Annotated in this window: 20 protein-coding genes; 8 read left to right on the forward strand and 12 right to left on the reverse strand. The window is 37.8% G+C overall.

Annotated features, from left to right (window positions below; genetic code table 11):
* Window positions 1-308 precede the first annotated feature (308 nt).
* Together AMS59_RS19470 and AMS59_RS19475 are read left to right on the forward strand one after the other, a co-directional pair.
* Complete coding sequence (locus AMS59_RS19470) at window positions 309-1,031, forward strand: response regulator transcription factor (RefSeq protein WP_053485380.1); 723 nt, start codon at window positions 309-311, stop codon at window positions 1,029-1,031.
* Window positions 1,028-2,419 (forward strand): sensor histidine kinase KdpD, encoded by a 1,392-nt coding sequence (locus tag AMS59_RS19475; RefSeq protein ID WP_053485381.1) that lies wholly within the window; start codon window positions 1,028-1,030, stop codon window positions 2,417-2,419. The genes AMS59_RS19470 and AMS59_RS19475 overlap by 4 nt, the downstream gene beginning before the upstream one ends.
* A gap of 25 nt (window positions 2,420-2,444) precedes the next feature.
* Here AMS59_RS19475 and AMS59_RS19480 read toward each other — a convergent pair whose 3' ends face one another.
* The 7 genes from AMS59_RS19480 to AMS59_RS19510 form a co-directional block, all read right to left on the reverse strand.
* Complete coding sequence (locus AMS59_RS19480) at window positions 2,445-2,807, reverse strand: YxeA family protein (RefSeq protein ID WP_053485382.1); 363 nt, start codon at window positions 2,805-2,807, stop codon at window positions 2,445-2,447.
* Window position 2,808: 1 nt separating this feature from the next.
* A complete protein-coding gene (locus tag AMS59_RS19485) occupies window positions 2,809-4,677 on the reverse strand; it encodes an FtsX-like permease family protein (RefSeq protein ID WP_053485383.1) in 1,869 nt (622 codons plus the stop codon).
* Window positions 4,664-5,431 (reverse strand): ABC transporter ATP-binding protein, encoded by a 768-nt coding sequence (locus AMS59_RS19490; protein ID WP_053485384.1) that lies wholly within the window; start codon window positions 5,429-5,431, stop codon window positions 4,664-4,666. The genes AMS59_RS19485 and AMS59_RS19490 overlap by 14 nt, the downstream gene beginning before the upstream one ends.
* Window positions 5,432-5,724: 293 nt before the next feature.
* The gene (locus tag AMS59_RS19495; RefSeq protein WP_053485385.1) at window positions 5,725-6,198 is read right to left on the reverse strand and encodes a glutathione peroxidase; all 474 of its coding nucleotides are present in this window, start codon (window positions 6,196-6,198) and stop codon (window positions 5,725-5,727) included.
* Between the two features lie 18 nt (window positions 6,199-6,216).
* Window positions 6,217-7,551, reverse strand: coding sequence for an FAD-dependent oxidoreductase (locus AMS59_RS19500; RefSeq protein WP_053485386.1), 1,335 nt, complete (start codon window positions 7,549-7,551; stop codon window positions 6,217-6,219).
* Window positions 7,552-7,564: 13 nt separating this feature from the next.
* Window positions 7,565-8,710 carry a VanZ family protein gene (locus AMS59_RS19505; protein ID WP_053485387.1) on the reverse strand — a complete coding sequence of 382 codons (1,146 nt, stop codon included), beginning with the start codon at window positions 8,708-8,710 and terminating at the stop codon, window positions 7,565-7,567.
* Window positions 8,711-8,987: 277 nt separating this feature from the next.
* Window positions 8,988-9,275, reverse strand: coding sequence for a DUF6509 family protein (locus AMS59_RS19510; protein WP_053485388.1), 288 nt, complete (start codon window positions 9,273-9,275; stop codon window positions 8,988-8,990).
* 168 nt (window positions 9,276-9,443) lie between these two features.
* On the opposite strand from AMS59_RS19510, the gene AMS59_RS19515 reads away from it, so the two are divergent.
* The 5 genes from AMS59_RS19515 to tatC all read left to right on the forward strand — a co-directional run bounded on the left by AMS59_RS19515 (window position 9,444) and on the right by tatC (window position 14,557).
* Window positions 9,444-10,628 carry a serine-tRNA(Ala) deacylase AlaX gene (locus tag AMS59_RS19515; protein ID WP_053485389.1) on the forward strand — a complete coding sequence of 395 codons (1,185 nt, stop codon included), beginning with the start codon at window positions 9,444-9,446 and terminating at the stop codon, window positions 10,626-10,628.
* A gap of 348 nt (window positions 10,629-10,976) precedes the next feature.
* Window positions 10,977-11,723, forward strand: a complete 747-nt coding sequence (locus AMS59_RS19520; RefSeq protein ID WP_053485390.1) for a gluconate 2-dehydrogenase subunit 3 family protein — start codon at window positions 10,977-10,979, stop codon at window positions 11,721-11,723.
* A gap of 17 nt (window positions 11,724-11,740) precedes the next feature.
* Window positions 11,741-13,453, forward strand: coding sequence for a GMC family oxidoreductase (locus AMS59_RS19525; RefSeq protein ID WP_053485391.1), 1,713 nt, complete (start codon window positions 11,741-11,743; stop codon window positions 13,451-13,453).
* Between the two features lie 46 nt (window positions 13,454-13,499).
* Window positions 13,500-13,703, forward strand: a complete 204-nt coding sequence (gene tatA, locus AMS59_RS19530; RefSeq protein ID WP_053485392.1) for a twin-arginine translocase TatA/TatE family subunit — start codon at window positions 13,500-13,502, stop codon at window positions 13,701-13,703.
* A gap of 11 nt (window positions 13,704-13,714) precedes the next feature.
* On the forward strand, window positions 13,715-14,557 hold the full coding sequence (tatC, locus tag AMS59_RS19535) for a twin-arginine translocase subunit TatC (RefSeq protein WP_053485393.1): 843 nt from the start codon (window positions 13,715-13,717) through the stop codon (window positions 14,555-14,557).
* Window positions 14,558-14,571: 14 nt separating this feature from the next.
* Here the strand turns inward: tatC and AMS59_RS19540 are convergent, their stop codons facing one another.
* The 5 genes from AMS59_RS19540 to AMS59_RS19560 form a co-directional block, all read right to left on the reverse strand.
* A complete protein-coding gene (locus AMS59_RS19540) occupies window positions 14,572-15,387 on the reverse strand; it encodes a metallophosphoesterase (protein ID WP_053485394.1) in 816 nt (271 codons plus the stop codon).
* A 357-nt stretch (window positions 15,388-15,744) separates the two neighbouring features.
* Window positions 15,745-16,467 (reverse strand): amino acid ABC transporter ATP-binding protein, encoded by a 723-nt coding sequence (locus AMS59_RS19545; protein ID WP_053485395.1) that lies wholly within the window; start codon window positions 16,465-16,467, stop codon window positions 15,745-15,747.
* Window positions 16,460-17,119 carry an amino acid ABC transporter permease gene (locus AMS59_RS19550; protein WP_053485396.1) on the reverse strand — a complete coding sequence of 220 codons (660 nt, stop codon included), beginning with the start codon at window positions 17,117-17,119 and terminating at the stop codon, window positions 16,460-16,462. Before AMS59_RS19550 ends, AMS59_RS19545 begins: the two co-directional genes overlap by 8 nt.
* Window positions 17,120-17,204: 85 nt before the next feature.
* The gene (locus AMS59_RS19555) at window positions 17,205-18,002 is read right to left on the reverse strand and encodes a transporter substrate-binding domain-containing protein (protein WP_053485397.1); all 798 of its coding nucleotides are present in this window, start codon (window positions 18,000-18,002) and stop codon (window positions 17,205-17,207) included.
* A 637-nt stretch (window positions 18,003-18,639) separates the two neighbouring features.
* Window positions 18,640-19,845, reverse strand: coding sequence for an MFS transporter (locus AMS59_RS19560; protein WP_053485398.1), 1,206 nt, complete (start codon window positions 19,843-19,845; stop codon window positions 18,640-18,642).
* 118 nt (window positions 19,846-19,963) lie between these two features.
* Here AMS59_RS19560 and AMS59_RS19565 point away from each other — a divergent pair, with 118 nt between their 5' ends.
* Window positions 19,964-20,689: a DUF421 domain-containing protein gene (locus tag AMS59_RS19565; protein WP_369814340.1), complete on the forward strand. Its 726-nt coding sequence runs from the start codon at window positions 19,964-19,966 to the stop codon at window positions 20,687-20,689.
* Window positions 20,690-20,709 lie beyond the last annotated feature (20 nt).

The following is a 20,709-nucleotide window of genomic DNA, read 5'->3' on the forward strand; positions in this document are numbered from 1 at the left end:
TCGCTTTTCTTCTATAGTAAAATGTAAAATTATTGAATTGATAGAAAATCAACCACAAGTTATGGTGATGAGCCATTATTTTTCCTTTAAAGGTAACTAATCAGCAAACATCTTTATATTTTTTTCAAGTAATGTCTCAATTCCTTTTTTAAGCATGTTTCATTTATAATGAGTCACATAAAGTAATAATGAAGAACCTTTTTTGAGATAGTAATGAAAGGTTTATCGCGCTACTGCTAAACCGTTTAACTAAACGCTATTCTTAAAATGAAGATTTACAATAATAAAGAGGAAAGGACGTGTGAACTATGCAAGAACCAACTATTCTAGTGGTGGATGATGAGGCTGATTTAGCAAACCTTCTAAAAGTCAGCCTACAAAAAGAAGGTTATAAGCAAATTCATACAGCTGGCTCTGTTCAAGAAGCATGGACGAGCTTTCAACAGACACAACCTGATATTGTACTTCTTGATGTGATGCTTCCAGATGGCGAGGGCTATGATTTATGTCGTCGTATTCGAGAGGTGTCGCATGTGCCAGTGCTTTTCATGTCAGCGAAAAATGAGGAAATTGATAAAATTTTAGGACTTGCGATCGGAGGAGACGATTATATTACGAAACCTTTTAGTCCTAAAGAGGTTGCCTATCGTGTGAAGGCACAGCTTCGCAGAGCTGGCTACCAGACGCAGGAAGCAGCGTCAGTAGCTTCCGTGAAGTCGATTCAAGTTGGTCCATTCTTGCTTAATGGGGATGAAACGGAGGTACATAAGGACAGCGTTTTATTGGAGCTAACAGCGAAAGAGATCGGCTTGATGGCTTGCTTTTTGAATAATCCTAATCGAATTTTAAGTAAAGAAACTCTATTTGAGCGTGTATGGGGTGAGGACTTTTTCGGCTCAGACAATACCGTAATGGTGCATATTCGACGGCTGCGTGAAAAGGTTGAAAAAGATGCTTCAAAGCCTGTATATATTACAACTGTAAAAGGGCTTGGCTATAAATTTGTCGTTCCAAAAGAGGCGCAAGGATGAAATGGAAACTAACTGCCCGCTTTCTACTTTCTGTGCTTTCCATAGTTATCATTGTTATTTTTGTGAATACAGCCATTTTAATTGGTTTTTTTATTTTCCAGCAGAGAAATAATTACGACGATACAACTACGTATGCGGAACAAAATTTTGTGCGCGAGTTCCAACAGTATATTGATATAAGTAACGGAACACCTTCTATAAGTGAGGATGGGCTTCAACAATTGCACAAGCGAAATGCTTGGATTCAATTGCTCGATGCTAATGGACAAGTCATTGATGCCCATTTCGCTCCAGAGAAAGCTCCTGCACACTATGCGCCAATTGACTTAATTCAAGTTTATAAATATAAAGAATTCGATGGTGATACAACCGTTTATATGGGAAGTAAAGAAAGCATTAGTTATCTTATTGGCGTCAAGGGAAGTGGTATTTCTAGATATGTATTTCATATTTCTGGAACATCAGCATTACAATTTATCGGCAAGTTTGGGCTTCTCATTGTCATTGCTGATTTATTAGTAGCTGCACTCGTTGGCTGGCTTTTCGGCCGAACGTTGACTAAGCCTCTATATGCAATGATTGAACGTATTCGTCATTTAAAGAATCGTGAGCATATGCCTATTAAAATGCCAGGTGGCGTGTACAAACCAGTTTTTGAGAATTTAAATGAGGTATCAAGAGAGTTAGCTGCACATGAGCAGGAGCGTAAACGATTAGAGGTAATGCGCGAGGAATGGATCAGTAATGTCTCACACGATATGAAAACGCCTCTTGCCTCGATTCGTGGTTATGCGGAGCTACTGAATGATGGGAAATTAACTCCTCATGAACAAACAGAATACGCTCAAATTATCGAAAAACAATCATTGCATATGCAAGATTTACTAGATGATTTAAATTTAACTATGCGATTAAGACATCAACAGCTTCCGCTCAGTTTAACCGAGGTAAATATGGTGCAATTTATTCGCGAAATCGTTATCGATACACTCAATACACCACAATATGAGCTGGCCGATATTGAATTTAATGCAACTAAAGATGTTATCAAGCATCACATTGACGAGCACTTTATGCGACGAGCGGTAATGAATTTTTTACACAATGCATTGCTTCATAATCCTTCTGATGTTTCAGTTAATATTCTTGTTGATGATCATTCTATTACGATTTCTGATAACGGTAAAGGCATTGCTGCAGAAGATCTTGAACATATTTTTGAGCGCTATTACCGAGGTACAAATACTGAACGAACACATGGTACCGGGTTAGGTACTGCTATTGCTAGAGATATTATTGAAGCGCACGGTGGAACTGTAACGATTACCTCTGAAGAACAACAAGGTACAACTGTCAGCATTCAATTACAAGAAGAAAAAAAGGAGTAGCCCGATATGGGACTACTCCTTTTTCTTATTTCTTCATTAGCTCCTGTACTTTTTTAGGTAGCTCATGGAATTTTACTTCATCATATGATGTAACTTCCGTTTCGTTTTTTACATAAAGCTTCATGTATGCATCATGGCGTAAATTTTTCTGAGCTGAAAACTTTAATGTTTGCTCTTTACCGTTTTCGTCATAAGCAGGTAGCTCGTACCAATACATTTTCGTAATTTCTCCACTATCTAGCTTATATTCCTCTACTTCACCATCAGTAGTGATATGAACATAGTATGCTTCTTTATTTAAACGGTTAAAATCTACGGTCATCAGAACAACAAGGCCTGCTACGAACAATAAGAACAATGCTCCAATACCTAAGAAAACCTTTTTCATATTAATTCCCCTGTCTCACAATTTTATAGAATGAACGAACTGTAAAGATATAATATATGCCGTAAATTGCTGAATAAGCAATCATCCACAGTATTACTGGTTTAGTTATATCCATACCAAATAGCTGTGAAAAGGCTAGCAGCGCAAATGCACTATGGACGATTCCGACAACGAGCGGTGCACTAAAGATAACGGCAACCTGCCCTGCAACTGTTTTTAATATTTGTTTTTTATTAACACCGATTTTATTTAAAATTGCATATTTAGACTGATCTTCCTCTGCCTCTGTTAAAACTTTGAAGTAAATAATACTGCCTGTCGCTGCTAAAAATACTAGTCCTAAAAAGCTTCCTACAAACAATAGTGATCCTACAGTAGCTAAACTATCCTCATAACTTTGCGGAACACTTGAAAACCCTTCCTGCTGTTCAGTAGCTAGTTGATTGTAAATTTCCTTTGAAATAGCCTGTTGCTTCAAGTCATTATCCATACCAACTACTTGCATTTTAATACTTTCTGCATTTGTTGCAGCGAACACTTTATCATTAACAACGAGGACTGTACCAGCTGGATTAAAGTTTAATACACTCTCTGTATACATTTTATCAACATGGAATGATTCACCGTTCTCCAATTTAAACTCTTCACTCGTAAAATCATGTGAAAAACGTTCATCGAAGCTTGCATCAAGTAAAACTGTTGAACCATTTGCAATGTGCAGTTCTTCATCTTTCCCCTGCAATTTTGCTAGACGATTATAGTCGGATTCCTTTAATAATGTATATTCAAAAAACGAAAATTCATTATCCACGCGTAAATTTTTCACAGAAAGCGATTCGTTGTACAAGACATTTTCTTGGGAAAATTTCACCGCATCACCCTTCCACATAAATGTGTTAGGTAGCATATGACGTACACTGGCTTCAGCATTGTAATACATTCCGAAAACGCCGCCACCTGCTGTGATTGTTGTCGCACTTAAAATAGCAATGATCGAAAGAGATTTAGCATTTGCTCGAATACGGTACAATAATTGTGATACACCGATTAAATTCAAGCCTTTCCATGACCAAGAAGTTGCTTTTTTCAACGCCGTTAACACAAATACGCTCACACTATGGAATAACAGATATGTCCCTGCAATCGTTACACCTATAACCATTAGTGGAGTACCAAAAACTGTGAATAATTTCCAAATATTACTCGTAAAGATATCTGAAGACGCTGTATAATAACCAAATGCAAGTAGCGCTGCCCCAAGAATAGCTGCTAATAATGATGCACGCGGAATTTTCTCTCCTTGCTTCTCAGCGTGGAACAGGTCAATCAATTTAAATTGATAGATGACACGATAGCCCTGTAAAGATGTGAATAAAAATAGTAGCGCAAAAATTCCTGCTGTATTTACTAGAGCCTCCGCGGAAAATGTTAAACTCCCTACAACCTCATAGCCCATTAAACGTACTAAAATCATTAATAATCCTTGTGACATAAAGAATCCAAGAACAATTCCTAGTACTAGAGAAACAAAACCGATCACTAAATTCTCAAAAAAGAGCATTAAGCCGATTTTCTGCTTACGCACACCTAGTAGCGAGTAAAGTGCTACTTCCTTTTTTCGTTTTTTCATAAAAAACGAATTGGAATACGCCATAAAGATGACGATAAAGAATAATAACACAACGGATGATGCACTCATCAATCCTTTAATTTGCTGTGAAAATTGTTGTGAGGCTAAAAGATCATCATTATATTTTAATGTCACAAACGTAAAGTAGATGACGATACTAAAGACCATCGAAGCGATATATAAAAAGTAGTTCGACAAATTACGCTGAATATTTTTACGCGCTAAACTAAATAACGTCATTTACTCCACCTCCGATGCCAGCAAGCACCTGTAAAATCTCTTGGAAAAACTGCTTTCTTGTTTGAATACCACGATGAATTTCCTTGGAAAGCTGTCCATCCTGAATGAATAGAATACGCTGACAGAAGCTTGCTGCATATGCATCATGCGTAACCATCATAATTGTGGCTGCTTGAGAATTATTCAGATCACTTAAACTTTCAAGTAAGTCTGTTGCCGATTTTGAATCGAGAGCACCAGTCGGCTCATCCGCAAAAATTAATTTCGGCTCTGTCACTAATGCACGTGATGATGCGGTACGTTGTTTTTGCCCACCTGAAATTTGATATGGATATTTATCGAGTAACTCTTTTATCCCAAACAGTGTAGCTATGCGTTCTACCCTTGCGTTAATTGCCTTTGTTGGCACTTTTGCAATCGCAAGCGGCAGTACGATATTTTCACGAACTGTTAAAGAATCGAGTAAGTTATAGTCTTGGAAGATGAAGCCTAGATTGTCGCGACGAAAATCTGCTAACTCAGCATCCTTCATGTGCGCTAAGTTTGTATCTCCAATAATGATTTCACCAGTCGTTGGTGTGTCAATTGTCGCTAACACATTTAGTAGCGTCGATTTCCCGGCCCCTGAAGGCCCCATTACACCAACAAACTCTCCTTTTTCTACTTCAAATGATATATTCGATAGCGCTGTAAATGTATTTGCGCCTTTGCCGTAAGTTTTTTCTACGTTTTGTACCTTTAATAATGGCGTCATAAACGCTCACCTCTTCTTTCTGACTTCAGTATACGACCCCAAACTTACAGCAAATTTGACGCAAGCTTACAACAACCTTAAATCAACCTATCCACATGACATACGTTTTAACAAAATGCCATCCAACGTTTGAGTCTTATCGGAACACTTTTGGATTTATCACCCAACTTTTGAATTTTATCTACTAACTTTCACGTTTTATCGACCAACTTCTGAATTTTATCGACATCTACCTTTCAAAGCACACAAAAAAAGGATTCACACACGAAACTGTGCGTGAATCCCCCACTTTATTATGCTAATACTTTTTTAATATCATCCTCAAAGCTACTTGGCTTATCAGCTGATCCATAGCGTCCAACAACTTCACCATTACGATTCACAAGGAATTTTGTGAAATTCCATTTTACACTGTTGCCGAGAAAGCCTTTTGAATGTGATGTCACATACTCAAAAATAGAGTGTGCATCCTTCCCATTGACCTTCACAATTTCATGCATAGGGAACGTCACCCCATATGTCAAACGACATTGTGATGCCGCTTCCTCAGCAGTCGCTACCTCTTGCTTAAACTGATTTGATGGGAAGCCAAGAACGACAAGGCCTTCATCCTGATATTTTTTATAAAGACTTTCTAATTCTTCAAACTGCGGTGTAAAACCACATTTGGAAGCCGTATTAACAATTAACATTGCCTTGCCCTTATAACGATCTAAGCTATATTCAGTACCATCTTCTAAAGCAACCTGAATGTCGTATATGCTCATTTCTAATAACCCCCTATGTTATAAACGCGCATTGATTCTGGCAATCTGTTGTAAAGGATCCCAAACACCATTGAATGGAGGCGCGTAGGATAAATCTAAATCTAGTAAATCTGGTAACGTCATTTTATTGTATAAGGCTGTCGCAAACACATCGATCCGTTTATCAACACCCGCAGGTCCCACAATCTGTGCTCCTAATAGCTGCTGATCTCGTTTACGAACAACAATTTTCATATAAATCCGTTGTGCACCTGGATAATAACCTGCAATATGGCGAGCAGACAATTTGAATGCCTCATATTCAAAGCCTAGCTCTTTAGCCTTGAGCTCATTAATACCTGTCGTGGCGATCGTTAAATTGAAAAACTTTAAGATCGAAGTACCTACAATACCACGAAACGGCGCAAACTTGCCCGACATATTGAGTCCCGCTAAACGACCTTGCTTATTAGCTGTCGTGCCAAGAGGTATATAATCTAAGCGTTCTTTCACAATATTAAAATGCGTTGCACAATCTCCCGCAGCATAAATATTTTCAACAGAAGTCTCTAAATGTCTATTAACGATGATCGCACCATTTTTTGCTAATGCTATGCCTGTTCCCTCTAAAAACTGGGTATTCGGTTTAATCCCCACAGCCATAATGACTAAGTCTGTATCAAAGGCGCCATTGTCCGTCATAACACGCTCAACACGGTGATTGCCCTCAAACGCCTCTACTTTTGTGTTTAGCACAAGCTCAATGTCGTTCTTTTTTGCTTCCTCATGAACATGTTGCGCAAACTCTTCGTCTAGGATTTTTGCAACATAACTACCTCGTTGAATCAATCTTACTTTTTTGCCGCAAGCATGTATCGTCTCGGCCATCTCTAGCCCGATATAGCCTGCGCCTATAATTGTTACATTTTCTATATCTGGCGTTAAATCGGCTAGTAAATCCTCTAGCTGAGGTATTGTTTTCACCGTGTGTATACCCGTTAAATCCGAACCCTTCTCCACTGGCATAATAGGATCTGCGCCTGTTGCAATAAGCAGCTTATCGTAGGGAATTTCAAATGATTCCCCAGATGACTGTGTTCCAAAAACAAGTTTTTTGTCTACGTCAATTCCGTTCACCTCATGTCCAACACGGGCATCAATACGATACTTATCACGAAACGTTTCAACATCTCTTGCTATCAGACGCTTTGTCGATGAAATACGCCCATCTACAACATAGGGCAAGCCACACTGCCCATATGAATAAATAAAGCCACGTTCTACAGATGTAATCTCTGCTCCTGGTACATTTCGATAAATTTCCATTGCTGCGGACATGCCGGCAGCATCTCCTCCGACGATTACATATTTCATCCAACAATCCCCCTTATTTTTTTCTCGTTGCTAGTAAGCCTGCATAATAGTCCATATAAAAACGGCGTTTACCTCCACTTACAATGACTCGTATTACATGCATAGCAATAACCATCGTTAAAACAAAGTTCGCTATAAAGGCTAACAATGTAATGACAATTTGTAGTATATAAAATGGTGAATCCATATCTAATTTTATATGGCCTATAATCGTTATAATCTCCGAAGTACAGACTACTACGAGAATAGCAACACAACGGCGCCATGATTGACTTACAATACTTTTGCCGTTTTCACTTACCATTGTAAAGCGCATAAACTTCATCCCTAACGTTGCGCCATTTGAAAAGCTTGGAACAACACCAAATAGCAACATATACAAAGCAATTTTTACTAAAAATTCGAAAACGCCACTATAGCCTGTTACAGCACCAATGATGAACAAAATGAACTGTGCGATAATTAAATCCATTGCTAGTGCTAACAAAATAGATAATGGCTTGACGATATCTTTTTCGACCATCTCTGCTGCTTTAGCCGCCACCTCTTCATGAGAAGGAAACAGCGCCCACACAACAGGAGCTAAAAAGAACCCTAATAGTGCGCCAACACTGTTAAGCATTAAATCATCCATATCAAAAATTCGATACGCACAATTAAAGATGCCATAAATCCCCGTAAATTGGGTTACCTCATAAAACAATGTTAGCAAAAAGCTAAATAGAAATGCACGCTTCCAGTACTCTCTTTTTTTAAGAAAATAACGCAAGTATACGCCAAAAGGCATGAGCAGTAAGAAATTATAGAATGCCTGATAAAAAGCAGGCTGCTTTGGGATATAAATCCAAGTTGATGGATTCGTCAGAACAATCTCACTATCCTTTAAAATATCAGTGACAAATTGAAAAGGATGTAAATTATAATGGACTGTATCTGGGGCTTGCAGAGAGCAAGTATCACGTGTTTCCGGGAAAGGCAATAAAACTAAGCATAATGCCGATAAAAAGTAAAAAATAAATGAGAACGTAATAATGGTTTTAGATACAGATAAGTAGCCATATTTCCGATACGTATAAATTAGCCAAGGTACAAATAGTACAAAGGATGAAAAAATGGTTATTAAAAAAGCTACCATAATAGAATGTGTATAAACTGGCATAGAGCACCTCTTCGTTTAAAAATCCCCGTTTTTTTATATCTTAAACTTAGTTTAGCTCATAAACACAACACGAATATTTCACCAATCTTAAATAATCCTTAACTTAAAAATAAGGCAGTCAAAAGATATTTTTGGACATAAAGTTAAAATTCCGCATAGACTCCCAGGAGACAAACAAGAGTACGCCAATGTACCTCGTGCCTGTCCATGGAAAGAAAAGCGGAATTTTATCAAATAAGAATATTAATTTTTGTTTGGGGATTTTTACACGAGCGTACTATGCTTTGGCAATTTCCTCTTTGCAGAAAGCTAAAATTTCCTCTAGCTCTTCATCCTCTAATGCAAAATCTAAATACTCACCTTTAGCTTTTTCCATGATGAAGTAATTTAAAATAAATGGCTCTTCACCTTTTTCAGCAATTAGTACACGAAGCTCAATTCCTGCTTCGTGATAAAGCTCATCTTCTTCATCAATATCTACATCTAAAATAAATTCATAACGCTTACCTTCAATAATGTTTGTTGGATCTAAAATTTCTTCCATTGAGAATTGTGTAATTTCCATTGTATTATCTCCTTTAAGTTAACCTGTTCTTTTATATATTAAATCAAATTCAGCATGGGTCAACTAGAAAACTCGTATACACTTGAAAGTAATTATGCCAAAATAAAATGGAACTAATTGAGAGACCTACTTCTCTTAAGAATACTCTACATAAAGGAGGCTTTTTTCTTGAAAGAGCTACTATATTATCAAGATGTTATGCTACGTGAATTTAAAGCAACAGTTATCAACAGTGGAACAGATAAAGATGGCCGTAACTACGTGGTGCTATCTAATACTGCATTTTATCCAACAGGAGGCGGACAACCTCATGATACAGGTACTTTAAATGATATCGAGGTCATTGATGTTGAGAAAATTAATGATGAAATTCGTCATTATATTCAAGATGACTCTTCAAGTTTAGCTGGCGAAGTGCATGGTATATTGAATTGGCAACGACGATTTGATCATATGCAGCAGCATGCAGGTCAACATATTTTAACAGCGGCCTTTGTCGAGCTTTTTGATGCACCAACCGTTAGCTTCCATTTAGGTAGTGAGCAGGTCACAATTGATATTGCCGTGGATGCCCTAACGGAAGATCAACTTGTGACCGCGGAAGCCCGCGCCAATGAAATTATTTTAGAGAATCGTCCAATTGAAACGAAATGGATTACAGAAAAAGAACTTGAAAACTATAGCCTACGTAAAGAGGTAGCCGTCACTGGAGATATTCGACTTGTTATTATTCCTGATTTTGATTACAACGGCTGTGGTGGTACCCATCCGACATCCACAGGACAAGTAAGTGCTTTAAAAATCCTTGGCACAGAAAAAATGAAGGGCAATATTCGTGTCTCCTTTGTTTGTGGCCACCGCGTTTTAGCGGAACTTGCAATGCGAAAGAAAGTACTAGCTGACGTTGCAAGACAATTAAGCGTGCCTGAAATTGAAGCAGCTACAGCACTTACAAAAATCTTAACAACACAGAAACATACAGAAAAAGCACTTGTGGCAGCAAAAGAGGAGCTACTAAATTATGAAGCAAAAGCGCTAGTTTCCAGTAAAAAACGTATTATTACTGCTGCCTTTACTCAACGTACTATGCAAGAGCTTCAAAAATTAGCTCGGACTGTTGTCGCTGAGCAGGCAGACGCTATCGTATTACTTGTTTCAGAAAATGAAGACAAGCTTCAGTTTGTCGCAGCACGTGGCGCAAAAATTGAGAAAAGTATGAAGGACATTGCTGCAAAAGCACTGCCACTCGTAAATGGAAAAGGCGGCGGCAGTGATCAGATGGTACAAGGCGGTGGCGAGCGTATTATTTCTACCGAGCAACTATTTGAAGCTATGCAAGAAGTACTTAAATAACTAACCTTTTCAATGATAGGAGCTCCCCATTACTTGGGAAGCTCCTTTATTTATTCATTTATGTACATCATCATTTGCTGAACATTCTATTGCCACTGTCTCCCCCATCGACGATTATCCACAGACATTTGCTCTGTTGTAGTAATCGATCTCTTAGTAGCTTGCATTTACCCACACATTATACACAATTAATGCACAACTTATCCACAACCTATCTCGATTACATCAAACTAATTCACTGATTGGATGAAATTAAAATTTTTTCCATATATACCTGATTATAATTTACTTTTTTTGCTGATTATAAAAAATAGAATAGTTTCTATACATTTTGAGGGGAGGATTTCTATGAGTCCTGAAAAAGATATTTCACGTCGTGATTTTTTAAAAACAACAGGGATCGCAGCAGGTACATTAGTCGGCGGTGGATTAATAGGTGGTCTTGTAGGCTATAAAATGCATGGTAAAGGAACTGCCACGCTAGAGCATGATCAGCATGGAACTGTTACTGAAGAGACTGGTTCGCCAAAAGCTAAAATGTTTTTTATGAATCAACGAGATTTTAATATTTTAGCAAATGCTACTGAACGTATTTTCCCTGAGGATGATTTAGGTCCAGGAGCAAAGGGCTTAGATGTGCCTTACTTTATCGATCATCAGCTAGCAGGGCAATATGGCAGTAATTCTAAAGAATATATGCATGGACCATTTGGTGAGGGTGCCCCAACACAGGGTTATCAGAGTCGTTTAACGCGCGCGGAAATTTTTAAACAAGGTGTTCAAAAGTTAGAGTCAGAAGCACAGAATCGCTATAAAAAGAGCTTTAATGATATAGATGGTAAGCAAATGGATGAAATTTTAACTGCCTTCCAGAAAGGTGACGTGCAAATGAGTGGTGTCACATCCGCTTTCTTCTTTACTTTATTACGTGCAGCAACATTAGAAGGTGCTTACTCTGACCCCATATATGGCGGTAATCGTAATATGGATGGCTGGCGTATGAAAGGCTTCCCTGGTCATCAAATGGCGTATATTACTCAAATCGAAGATCCGAAATTCCAAAAAATTGAGCCTAATTCATTAGGCAGCCACTAATATAAGGGGGTTAGAAAATGGCAACAACTTTACCAGGTGTAGACGTTGTTACAGTCGGGGTAGGTTGGACCGGCGGCATTGTCGCTGCAGAGTGCTCGAAGGCTGGTCTAAAGGTCGTTGGTTTAGAGCGCGGACAGAAACGCGGCACAGAAGATTATATGACGATCCATGACGAGTATCGTTATGCAATTCGTTATGATTTAATGCAAAATCTTTCAAAGGAAACTATAAGCTTCCGTAATAATCGGAATATGAAAGCATTGCCTATGCGTCAGCTCGGTTCCTTTTTACTCAGTGAAGGGCTTGGTGGCTCTGGTACACACTGGAACGGTATGACGTATCGCTTCTTACCATATGATTTTCAAATTAAAACATTAACAGACAAACATTATGGTCCGAAAAAGCTTGGACCTGATTATTTATTACAGGACTGGGGATTAACATACGACGAACTTGAGCCCTATTTTGACAAGTTCGAAAAAACGGCAGGTATTTCCGGAGATGATAAAAATCCATTTAGCGGAAAACGTTCAAATCCTTATCCGACGGGGCCTATGAAAATGACACCGATGCTTACGCAATTTGAAACAGCTGCAAAAAAATTAAAATTATCGCCTTACATGGTACCTTCTGCAAACTTATCAGCAGTTTATAAGAACCCTGACGGTGAAACGATTAATGCTTGTCAATATTGTGGCTTCTGTGAACGCTTTGGTTGTGAATATGGCGCCAAATCATCTGCAGAGATTACTGTTGTTCCTACTGCATTAAAAACAGGTATTTTTGACTTACGCTATAATGCCAATGTTGTTGAAATCTTAAAGAAGGGCAATAAAGTAACTGGTGTCCGATACATCGACACGATATCTGGTGAAGAATTTATTCAACCAGCAAACGCTGTTGTACTCACTAGTTATGTCTTTAATAATGCCAAGCTATTGATGGTCTCTAACATTGGAGAACGCTACGATCCGGCTACTGGAAAAGGGACACTTGGAAGAAACTATTGCTACCAAATATTACCTGGAGCAGCAGGATTCTTTGATGAGCAATATAACACATTCATGGGTGCAGGTTCACTCGGTATGAGCTTAGATGACTATAATGGCGATAATTTCGATCATAGTGACTTAGATTTTATTCACGGTGGAAATATAGCTCTTACACAAACAGGTGCACGCCCTATCGGCTCGAACCCAACACCTCCTGATACACCAACATGGGGGTCAGAATTTAAAAAACAATCTATTCATTACTATACACGCTCATTCGGGATTGGTGCACAAGGTGCTTCGATGCCACATAAAGAAAATTATTTGTCTCTTGATTCTACGTATAAGGACGCTTACGGCTTACCTCTAATACAGTTAACGTACAACTTTACAGATCAGGATCGCGCACTCCATAAATATATTTCAGCACGTGCAGCTGACATTATGAAAGAAATGGGCGCCAAAACTGTTGTCCCAAATGCTGAAATCACTGATTACAATATTGTACCGTATCAAACAACCCATAATACAGGCGGAACAGTTATGAGCTTAAAGCCTGAGGATGGCGTTGTGAATAACTACCTGCAGCATTGGAATGTAGAAAATCTTTTTGCTGTGAGTGCCGGAAACTTTGCACACAATAGTGGCTATAATCCAACTGGTACTTTAGGGGCACTAGCCTATCGCTGCGCAGAGGGTGTTGTGAAATATAGCAAATCTGGTGGATCTTTAGTCTAAAAAGGAAACGATATAGCTAGATATTTTATTCAAAGGAGGCAAGACTATGGGAGGTCTTGGAGCAATTGGAGTACCTGGGTTAATCATTATTTTGGTAATTGTTTTGATCGTGTTTGGTCCTAAAAAACTGCCAGAAATCGGCGGTGCAATCGGTAAAACATTTGCAGAGTTTAAAAAGTCCACGAAAGGGCTTATCGATGATGAGGATGATCCAGCGAAAAAAGAAGAAAAAAAACCTGACGTTTCGTAGGGGGTTGTCCTATGGATCCATATGAAGAAGGAAAAAGAAAATATTTAAGTCCACTTGATAAAGAAGCTGAGCCTCTCACACCTGTAGAGGCTTTTGTTGAAGTTCCAGTAGTCACAATTGAAGAGGATACGGAAGCTGATGAACCACTTTTTCCATTGGCATCACTGCTTGAACATCTTACTGAACTGCGAAAACAAATTATTAAAGGGCTTATCGTATTTATTCTATTTTTTATTATCGTATTCTCTACCATTAATATTTGGTTTCCTTATGTAACTCGAGGACATTCACTAATTATTTTAGGGCCGTTAGAGGTTGTCAAATTTTATATGACGATTTCCACAACACTAGCATTCGGGCTATCTATGCCATTTTTAGTTCATTTTCTGTGGAGCTTCGTTAAGCCCGGTTTAAAAGAAGAAGAAAGCCGTTTCCTCGGTCTTTATGCACCTGTCATGCTTGTACTCTTTTTATTAGGCGTAGCTTTCGGTTACTTTATTGTGAATCCACTCAGCTACTCATTTTTAGTGACTATAGGAGCAACTAATTTTGATGTTATGGTATCCGCAAATGAGTACATGCATTTTTTAGTGATGACAACCGTACCACTCGGACTACTCTTTGAATTACCAATCGTAGCCCTCTTTTTATCGTCCATTGGTGTACTAACGGCTGACTCCATGAAAAAAATACGAGGCTGGTCTTATATCGGGATGGGCGTTGGTTCTGCTGTAATTACACCACCCGATTTTATTAGTCAGCTACTCGTCTTAATTCCAATGATTATTTTATATGAAATAGGCATCTATCTCGTTAAACGTATAGAGCGTAAACAAATTGAAAGCACTGCGTAGCAAAGACGCAGTGCTTATTTTTTCTTTAATTCCATGACAAGAATCTCTGGTAGATTAAAAATTCGCATAGGTACTGTACTATTACCTAATCCTCGACTAACGGCCATAGTTGTGGTTCCTTCTTTATAAAGACCAGCCGTATATTTTGGGAATATTCCCTGTCCTCGTGCGAAAAGACCGCCAATACCAGGAATTCGAACTTGTCCACCATGTGCATGTCCTGAAAATACTAAATCAATTCCAAACTCTACGTACGTATTAAACACTTCTGGTCGATGCGCTAGTAAAATCGTTAGTACATTGGGTGGAACATTTTTTGTTGCTATCTCCAGCATTTCTTTCGTTGTTCTACCCGTTAACGGATCTTCTATGCCAACAATCGCCAAGCGCTCCCCGTCGCGCTCAATAACGGTCGATTCATTGGACAACACATGTACACCTAACGATGATAGCTTCTCATAAATTACATTCACTTTATTCGTCGCTACTTCATGGTTTCCTAGTACATAATAGACATCCGCTAATTTAACTAATCCTCTAACAGCCTGCAAGCTTCGCTCCAAATTATAACGATTACTATCAACTAAATCACCTGTAATAAAAATCAGGTCAGGATTTGTTGTTTTCACCTTTGCTATGAGTTTCTCTTGCTGCTCGCCAAAGATTGCATCCTGTAAATCTGATATTTGTGTAATGCGTAGCCCATCAAAGCTGGCAGGCACTTTTTCTGACTCGAATTCATACTTACTTACAACCAGCCAATGATTGTTTACGTACAAAAAAATGACTATAAAAACAAGAAAACAAGCTACATATAATAATTTTTTCAATCGCAATCGCTCACCCTAGGCTCTTTTTCAGAAAAACTCTGACCTTATTATTATAAGCATAAAACAAAGTAATTGTAAGCCTATGCTCTGAAAAACCACAGATTGCATAAAAAGAATAACTCAAAATCATTCTCATTAAGTCACTCTTTTATTCACGATTTGATGTTTCTCCATATTAATGTAAGATATCTCTCCACTACGTTTCGATGACTGCCTCTCCTTTTATGACGTTCTATCCGTCGCCTCGGATTTTCTTTCCGCCGACTAATTCGTATAGCTACCACAACAAATGAACCTAAAATAAACAAAAAACGCATCTAGACACTCCTTTCAGAAAGTCTAAATGCGTTTTCTCGTTTATAATACTTTTTCTAAAAAATCTTTCGCACGCTGTGTAGATGGTGCTGCGAAGAACTGTTCTGGTGATGCATCCTCAATTAGCTTTCCACCATCAAGGAATAGTATACGGTCAGCCACTTCACGTGCAAAGCCCATCTCATGCGTTACGATTAACATCGTCATCCCCGTATTAGCAAGATTTTTCATAACAGCTAATACCTCTTTTACCATTTCAGGGTCAAGCGCTGAAGTAGGCTCGTCAAATAAAATGACTTTTGGATCCATTGCAAGTGCTCGGGCAATAGCAACACGTTGCTTCTGCCCTCCTGATAGACGGTTTGGATATTCATTGCGCTTTTCAAATAGGCCGACCTTCGTTAATAAATCTTCAGCCTTTTTGATAGCTGCTGTCTTATCCATTCCTTTCACATTAATCGGTGCGTATGTTAAATTTTCAAGTACCGTTTTATGAGGGAAAAGATGAAAATGCTGAAATACCATACCGACTTCTTCACGGATCTTCATAATGTTTGTCCCTTTGTCCGTTAGAACGTCGCCAGCAATTGTAATCTTTCCGCTCGTTGGCTCTTCTAATAAATTTAAGCAGCGCAGGAATGTTGATTTACCAGATCCTGATGGTCCAATAATAGCAATTACTTCTTTTTCTTTAATTTCTGTTGAAATACCCTTCAGTACTTCGTTTTGTCCATATGATTTGTGTAACTCTTCAATTTTAATCACTTTTTCTCATTCCTTTCTCGATTCGTTTACCAAGGAACGTTAATACAAGCGTCATAATGTAGTAGATTACACCTGCAAATAGTAAAGGTTCAAGATAGCGATACGTTGAACCACCTACAATGTAAGCACGGCGCATAATATCAAGTGCACTAATAACTGTGACAACAGCTGTTTCTTTATTTAATGTAATAAACTCATTTACTAAAGATGGTAAAATATTTTTTACGGCTTGTGGGATAATAATATCTTTCATCATTTTTGCATATGGAATGCCTAGCGCTTGTGCCGCTTCCATCTGTCCTTTATCTACCGCATTAATACCAGCGCGAATAATTTCAGAAATATAAGCACCTGAGTTTAAACCGAATGCAATAATAGCCGTTGGAACTGGATCAATTTGAATATCTAATAACTGAGGCACTGCATAGTAAATAATCATTAATTGTAGTACGAGCGGTGTGCCACGGAAAATCGATGTATAAAAATCTGCAAACCAGCGCAAAACATTCACTTTACCAATTTTGCATAATGCTAGTAATATACCAACTATAAAACCGATGATTGATGCACCGATTGCTATTTGAAGTGTGACACCTATCCCTTTTAATATATAAGGAATAGAGGGAATGATAGCTGTAAAATCTAAATTCACAGCGCCCCCTCCTTTCTTGTTCTCTTTTAAGGAAATGAAAAGTATAAGCGATAGCTCGAAATAGAGCTATCGCAATTCAGCTTGCTTATTTAACTTTTAACCATTTATCTTCCAGCTCTTTAATTTTACCTTCAGCAGCTAATTCTTTTAATGCTTTGTTAATTTTATCTTTAAGATCGCTACCTTTTGGAACAGCGATTGCTTTAAAATCTTCAGGTTGCTCTTTAACTGGGAACGCTTCTAGTTGATCGTTCGTATCAAGATAACCTTTTGCTACGCCACTTTCTACAATCCCAGCATCTAAACGTTTAGACATCATGTCTTGAACAATTTCAGGAATTCGAGTACGTCCTTCAACGCTAGCATCTACTTCTTTTGCAATTTTATTACCTAAAGTTTCTTGGATAGAAGCGTTTTGAACACCAATTTTTTTACCAGCTAAATCAGCCTCTTTTTTAATTCCACTATCCTTTTTCACGATAAACACTTGCTCTGTTTGATTATATTTATCAGAGAAATCTACTACTTTTTCACGTTCTTCATTAGGTGACATACCAGAAATAACAACATCCACTTTTCCTGCTTGTAGGGCTGGCACTAGACTATTGAAGTCGATATCTTGAACTTGCATTTCTGCACCAATCTTGTCACCAACTAATTTAATTAGATCAATATCAAAACCAATAATATCTTCACCTTTTGCAGCATCAACATACTCAAATGGTGCATAATCAGATGAAGTACCTACTTTTAAAACTTGCTTTTGTTCTGTGCCTTCGCCTGCATTTGCATTTTTATCGCTTGCTTTATTATCTTTTGCGCCACATGCTGCTAATACACCAATTACTAGAACAAGCATTAGCATAAAAATTTTGTTTTTCATATTCATGATCTCCTTTTATTTATGTTTTATTGTCTATAAGAATCTATTTCTTGAAAATTTTCAAATGGATATTTATTCACTTTAGAGAATAAAAAATCTATCTGCTAATAAGATATACCCTTTTGAAGTAATAATCAAGCAAAACTAAAAATTTTCCGATAAAACATTATACCCATAATTTTCTGATAAATCAATATACTTAGATTCCCCCTATAAAAAATAAGCTCATCACCATAACATAGGGTATTTCCGTTCCGGTCGAGCGCTTTCTTGGGTGTATCCGATGAGCCGCTTTGGTCAAAAGGATGTTGATCACGAAGGCGTTATCACAAAACGTGATGCATTTTAGCCTTCGCTCCAGTCAACTTATATACATGGCTAGATTTTAATGATGAGCATGATTAAGCCGTTTTATTCAACAAAAGACCTCCAAAAATGGAGGTCCACCCGTATTTTGAATAGCAAGCTGAACCAAAATAGTATAATAACTTTGATTAAAATACTAAAAAGATCCAACCTAAATTATTCTCCCAAGACAAGCCTCAGCTTGGAGGAAAACTCTGTTTCGATGCTCCTCTTAAAAAATCACCATGCGTAATTTGGAGTAGCGTTTTTATCTTTCACTCTTACCTGAGCTTTACACCGCTGAAGCTGGTTTGTCTTTAGGTAAGAAAAATGCTACTAGTAATAATAATGGTAGCAAAGATACGACCATCATCGTAAAATCAATACCCCTATAATCCATTAATACACCAATGACCATCGCACCGATTGCACCCATTCCGAAAGCAAAACCAGTTGTTAAACCAGCCATTGTCCCAATTTTTGTTGGGACAAGCTCCTGTGCGTAAACAACGGTTACCGAGAAGCTAATCATGATGAGTGTACCGATAATTACTAAAAATATCATTGCTGCCCATAACGGTACATACGGCAACGCTAAACAAAATGGCATCGGTACAACAACGGACAGCAAAATAACATTTTTTCTACCAATTCGATCTGATAATGAACCTCCGAAAAATGTACCAACGACGCCAAATGCCATAAAGGTGAAAATTAAAATTTGTCCAAGGCGAAGATTAACTCCATAATGATCCATTAAATAAAACACATAAAAACTTGTAATATTAGTTGTATAAAATGATCTCGCAAAAATAATAGTAAATAGTAACGTCAACGCAATGCCTACTTGTTTCTTTGTTAACGGAGGCAGGTTAGAAACTAATACTCGTTTTTTCTTTGCCAAACGTTCTTGCTCCAACTGCTTTCTATACCACACTGCTATTTTACTCAATATAACAATACCTATTGCTGCTACTACTAAGACAATCGCAGCACCACGTTGTCCAAAAATATCAAAAATATAAGCACTAATTAGTGGTGCGAGTGCTTGCCCAGAGTTACCCCCAACTTGATAAACCGATTGAGCAAGTCCTCTTTTTGAGCCTGCCGCCATAAATGAAACACGTGAACCTTCGGGATGGAAAATAGCTGAGCCAAACCCTAAAAATAATACTGCAATAATAATTATCCAATATTGTGATGTGAACGCTATTATGGCAATGCCTATGAATGAACTTATCATACCAATTGGTAAAGCATAGGGCATCGGCTTTTTATCGCTAACAAAGCCAACAACAGGTTGCAAAGCTGAAGCAAACATATTTAATGCGAACGAAATAAGACCTATTTGTGTGAAGGTTAACCCTAAATCACTCTTCAATATCGGGAACATCGCTGGAATAACAGCCTGCATCGTATCATTAATAAGATGGGCAACAGCTATTGCAATCATAATTGGATAGATCGGATTGTTAAAATTCTCTATTTTCCTATTCATGCCACCACCTACTTTCCAATTTTATTCAATTTCATTTATAAGAGATCGTCGCATACTATTGACCTTTTTGCACAAGCTATTCATTGAAAATAGCAGTTTTAAGGGAGTTGATTTATGTATGAATATAGACGAATTTTTTAAAGCTGATTTTTGGGAAATGATACTTAGGGCAACACTTTCCTTCTTTGCATTACTTATCGTAACCCGATTACTAGGGAAAAAACAGCTTGGACAACTTACATTTTTCCACTATACAACAGGTATCACGTTTGGTTCTATTGCATCAGAAATAGCAGCACAGGCTGAAACACCCTTTTTAGATGGACTTATCGCTCTCATTTGGTGGAGTATCTTAACATATATAATGACCATCATTACCATTAAATCTAAAAAAGCTCGTGTTATTGTTGATGACAAACCAACAATCCTTATTCAAAATGGAATTATTTTAGAATCTGCTTTACGGAAGAATCGTTTGCATATGGATGAATTAGCGATGATGCTACGGGAACAAGCTATATTTTCTGTACAAGATGTACAATATGCATTACTTGAAACTACGGGTAAACTAAGTGTGTTACCAAGACCCGCTGAGCAACCGGCTACAAAACAAGATGTAAAAGCCGATGTTACACCACCAACCTATATACCAACAGAAGTACTTTCTGACGGCCAGGTTATTTATGAAAATTTAGTTGAACTTGAATTGACTGAAGATTGGCTTATGAAAAAGCTGAAAAAGCAAAATGTCCAATCTGTTGAAGATGTTTATTTTGCTCAAGTTCAAACAAACGGCTCCCTCTATATAAGCATGAAGGATAAAGCAAGACGATCAAGCTCTTAACAGCTTGTCTCGTCTTGCTT

The organism is Lysinibacillus sp. FJAT-14745, assembly GCF_001275675.1.
In the GTDB taxonomy this organism is placed as follows: domain Bacteria; phylum Bacillota; class Bacilli; order Bacillales_A; family Planococcaceae; genus Lysinibacillus.